This is a genomic window from uncultured Arthrobacter sp. (assembly GCF_902805515.1).
GTDB lineage: Bacteria > Actinomycetota > Actinomycetes > Actinomycetales > Micrococcaceae > Arthrobacter_D.
Window position 1 is genome coordinate 1 of the sequence record NZ_CADCTE010000070.1, and the last position, 3,560, is coordinate 3,560.

Consider the following 3,560-nt stretch of genomic DNA (forward strand, 5'->3'; position numbering starts at 1 on the left):
GGGTCGGAGGCGAGTCCGGTGAGGCCGGGCGTCTCAGTGGGTCCCGGGGCGATCGTGTTCACCCGGATGTGGCGGCCGGCGAGCTCGGCCGCCCACGTCCGCGTGAATGAACGCAATGCTGCCTTTGTCGCAGCGTAGACGCCGAACGCAGGGTTCCCCTTGCTTGACGCGTTCGATCCCGTAATGATCACGGAGGCGTGATCCGCGAGCATGGGAAGCGACTTTTGCACTGTGAAGACTGTGCCCCGCACGTTGACGCCGAAGGTTTGATCGAACGCCTCCGGTGTCAGCTGCTCGAGAGTGGCAAACCCTCCGCCGCCGGCGTTCACAAAGAGGACATCGAGGTCCTTCCCTCCGGATGCCACAGCGGAGAAGATGCGGTCCAGGTCGTCGAGATCCGAGACATCGCCCCGGATTCCTGTCGCTCGATCTCCCAATGCGGCGACCGCGGCGTTCAATTCCGCCTCGCGGCGACCGGTGATGAAGACATGCGCTCCCTCCTGGACGAAGCGCTGGGCAGTCGCGAAGCCGATGCCCGTGGTCCCCCCAGTGATCAATGCGGTTTTGTTCTCAAGCTGTCCCATGGCGGGCCTCTGTTCTTCTCTTACGACGTGGATGTCTCATCGTAGATTGTTTTTGTCGATACGGGCAATAATGAGCGTGGCAGGCGGTCGCGATGACGTTTCCCTCCCGCGCCTCAGGGGGCTACCTTGCCAGGGGAGTTACGCGCGGTGCGGGATGTCCTGATGGTCCGGAGGGTGAGCTGCGCGGCGACGACGAGGAGCAGGGCGCCAAAGAGAATGCCGGACAACCGCGCCGGCAGGGCCAGGGCAAGTCCAGCACCCGGTATGGAAGCGGCTGTTGCGGCCACCCCAACGATGAGGCCGGCGCCCACGTCGACGGTTCCGGCCCGCCAGTTGGCGCCCGTGCCGATGGCGCTGGTGGGGATCATGACCAGTAAAGAGGTGCCTTTGGCGATGAGGTCGCTGATGGCAAAAATTCCGATCAGGGCCGGCACGACGATGATTCCGCCTCCGATTCCGAACAGGCCCGAGAGTATCCCCATGGCCAGGCCAAGCACGACATAGCCAAGTGCGACCTGCACGGAGAATTCGAGGCTTTCTCCGCGGACCGGCGAGACCAGGACCATGCGTGCTGCAACCAGGAGGATGAAGACGATGAACATCCAGCGCAGCCACACAAGGGGAATTCTTTTCAGGAGGGCGGTGCCGAGCAGCGCCCCGACGATGCCGCCAATGGCGATGAAAAATCCTGCAAGGAGGTCGATCTCACCGGCGAGCAGGTAGGTGGCGGAACCCACGACCGATGCCGGCACAATCGCGGCAAGCGAGGTCGCGGCGGCCCTGCGCTGGTCGAAGTTCGCCAGAGCCATCAGCAGCGGCACCATGATGATTCCGCCGCCAATGGCGAACAGGCCGGACAGCAGTCCTCCCACCACTCCGACGCCAATGAGAACGATCCAAAATCGTGTGCCCGCCGTGCGGGGTCCCGGCGGGGCACTTTCCTTCACGCCGCTCATTTCTCTCCTCCACTGGGCAGATGTACTTGGAGTGGCCCTCGTTCAGTTCCAAGCGAAAAGTTCAGTTCCAGGCGAAGAGCGCGGGCTGCTGGCCGGCCAGGTCCGGGTCGGCGTAGACGTGCAGGCGGCTGATCAGCTGGCCGCGGAACTCGAAGACATTGCAGAACAGGCCGCTGCTCCGGGCGTCACCGGGGAAAGGCACTCCCGAGGCGAGCATGCCCGATTCCGCTCCTTCGACAACCACGCGGTTGTCGCTGGAGGTAAAGGTCATGCGGGACTGTGGGTGATCGAACGAGGTCACGGCCGAGGTCAAGCCGACAAGAAACGGAACGATCTCCGCTTTCCCATGCGCGAATCCAAACTTCGGGAAGAAAATCTCGGTGTCATCGGTAAACATATCGAGCAGGTTGGGGTCACCGGAGTCGACCTTCCTAAAGTACTCCTTGGCAAGAGCAATTCGCTCCGCCGCACTGATCTGGTCCTGATCCATAGTGATGTGCCTTTCATTCCCTGCGTTCAGAGGGAGCCCGCACCTGTTCCCGGTCCCGCGGGCTGGTTGCTGAGGCCCCCGTGACCGGGTCGAGGATGCTGGGGGAGGTCCGCTCTAGTTGTTTCCGGTTCCCAGGGCTTTCTGGAGCGAGCGGATTGCCTGTTCGATGGCGGCGGTTGTTCCCTGGGTCACCCGTTCGGGGTTGAGCATCATGAAGTCGTGGGTGACGAAGTTATAGCGGACGCTGGTGGTGGGCACCCCGGCCTGGACGAGTTTGGCCGCGTAGGCCTCGCCCTCGTCCCGGAGGACGTCGTTCTGGTCCACGAGCAGCAGGGCCGGGGGCAGTCCCCGGAGGTCCTCGAGGGTGGCCTTCAGCGGTGAGGCCGTGATTTCCGAGCGGCGGGCGACATCGGGGAGGTAGGCATCCCAGAACCAGGCCATGCCCTTGGCGGTCAGGAACGGCCCGTCGGCGAAGGTGCGGTAGGACTCGGTGTCCTGGTCGGCGTCCGTGACCGGGTAATACATCGATTGGTGGACGAAGGTCACGTCACCGCGCTGCTTTGCGAGCAGTGCCAGGGCGGCCGTCATATTGCCGCCGACCGAGTCCCCGGCAACGGCCATGCGGGACCCGTCGAGGCCCTCCGTGGCGCCCTGCTTCGTGATCCACTGGGCGGTGGCGTAGGCCTGCTCGATGGCCTTCGGATATTGGGCCTCGGGTGAGCGCTCGTATTCAACGAAGGCCAGGGCGGCGTTGGCGCCTGCGCACAGTTCCCGGATGAGACGGTCGTGCGTACCGGAGTTGCCGAGGATCCAGCCGCCTCCGTGGACGTAGAGGATGACAGGCAGCGTCCCGGACGCACCCACGGGTTTGATGATGCGCACCTGTACGTCTCCGACGTCGGCCGGGACGGTGATCCACTTGTCCTCGCCGATCTCGACCTTGTCGACCGGGGCCGCCTGAAGGTCATCGAGGAGCTTGCGGGCCCCCTCGACACCCAGGTCGGGCAGAGCCGGTGGCTGGGCTGAGGCGTCGGCGATGACCTGGGCACCTGGTTCAAGCACTACTTCGGACATGATGAAACCTTTCTAGGACTGCTGGACTGCCGGCAGATGGGTTGATGGGTGGATCAGTGGTAGTTCATTCGGGAAGTTCCGGTGCGGGGTAGGTGGTGACCAGCGGCTGGTCCTCTGCGACGAAGTAGGTCGAGAGCATTCTCGTGGTGACCGAGCCGACATTCACCGCATTGTGGATGGTGTCCGGCGGGATCAGGAACGGGCTTCCGGCGTGAAGCTCCAGCGGCGGCCCGTCGTCGAACTCCATGGACACCTCTCCGCGGATGATGTACCCGACTTCGGGCCCGGGATGGCTGTGCCGGCCGGAGGAGGTGCCTTCCGGTATCTCCACCAGGGTCTGACGGATCCTCCAGCCCTGCACCGGACTGGACGCATCCTGCAAACTGACCCGGGTCAGAGCCGGCTTGGCCTCTTGTGCTTCGGTCATGTTCCTGATCCTTCTGAGATTGGCGGCTC

Annotated in this window: 5 protein-coding genes; all 5 read right to left on the reverse strand. The window is 63.9% G+C overall.

Annotated elements, in window-relative coordinates:
- Positions 1-584, reverse strand: a 584-nt coding sequence (locus QZX79_RS05985; RefSeq protein ID WP_294566009.1) for an SDR family NAD(P)-dependent oxidoreductase, incomplete at its 3' end; no start/stop codon positions are given.
- 113 nt (positions 585-697) lie between these two features.
- Positions 698-1,540, reverse strand: a complete 843-nt coding sequence (locus QZX79_RS05990; protein WP_294566013.1) for a sulfite exporter TauE/SafE family protein — start codon at positions 1,538-1,540, stop codon at positions 698-700.
- A 61-nt stretch (positions 1,541-1,601) separates the two neighbouring features.
- On the reverse strand, positions 1,602-2,030 hold the full coding sequence (locus tag QZX79_RS05995; protein ID WP_294566015.1) for a nuclear transport factor 2 family protein: 429 nt from the start codon (positions 2,028-2,030) through the stop codon (positions 1,602-1,604).
- Between the two features lie 114 nt (positions 2,031-2,144).
- Positions 2,145-3,104: an alpha/beta hydrolase gene (locus QZX79_RS06000; RefSeq protein WP_294566018.1), complete on the reverse strand. Its 960-nt coding sequence runs from the start codon at positions 3,102-3,104 to the stop codon at positions 2,145-2,147.
- Between the two features lie 64 nt (positions 3,105-3,168).
- Complete coding sequence (locus QZX79_RS06005) at positions 3,169-3,531, reverse strand: cupin domain-containing protein (protein ID WP_294566019.1); 363 nt, start codon at positions 3,529-3,531, stop codon at positions 3,169-3,171.
- Between the last annotated feature and the right edge of the window lie 29 nt (positions 3,532-3,560).

Excerpts from the sequence above, each read along its gene's own strand:
- QZX79_RS05990 (WP_294566013.1), bottom strand. The coding sequence starts at position 1,540 with ATGAGCGGCGTGAAGGAAAGTGCCCCGCCGGGACCCCGCACGGCGGGC.
- QZX79_RS05995 (WP_294566015.1), bottom strand. The coding sequence starts at position 2,030 with ATGGATCAGGACCAGATCAGTGCGGCGGAGCGAATTGCTCTTGCCAAG.
- QZX79_RS06000 (WP_294566018.1), bottom strand. The coding sequence starts at position 3,104 with ATGTCCGAAGTAGTGCTTGAACCAGGTGCCCAGGTCATCGCCGACGCC.
- QZX79_RS06005 (WP_294566019.1), bottom strand. The coding sequence starts at position 3,531 with ATGACCGAAGCACAAGAGGCCAAGCCGGCTCTGACCCGGGTCAGTTTG.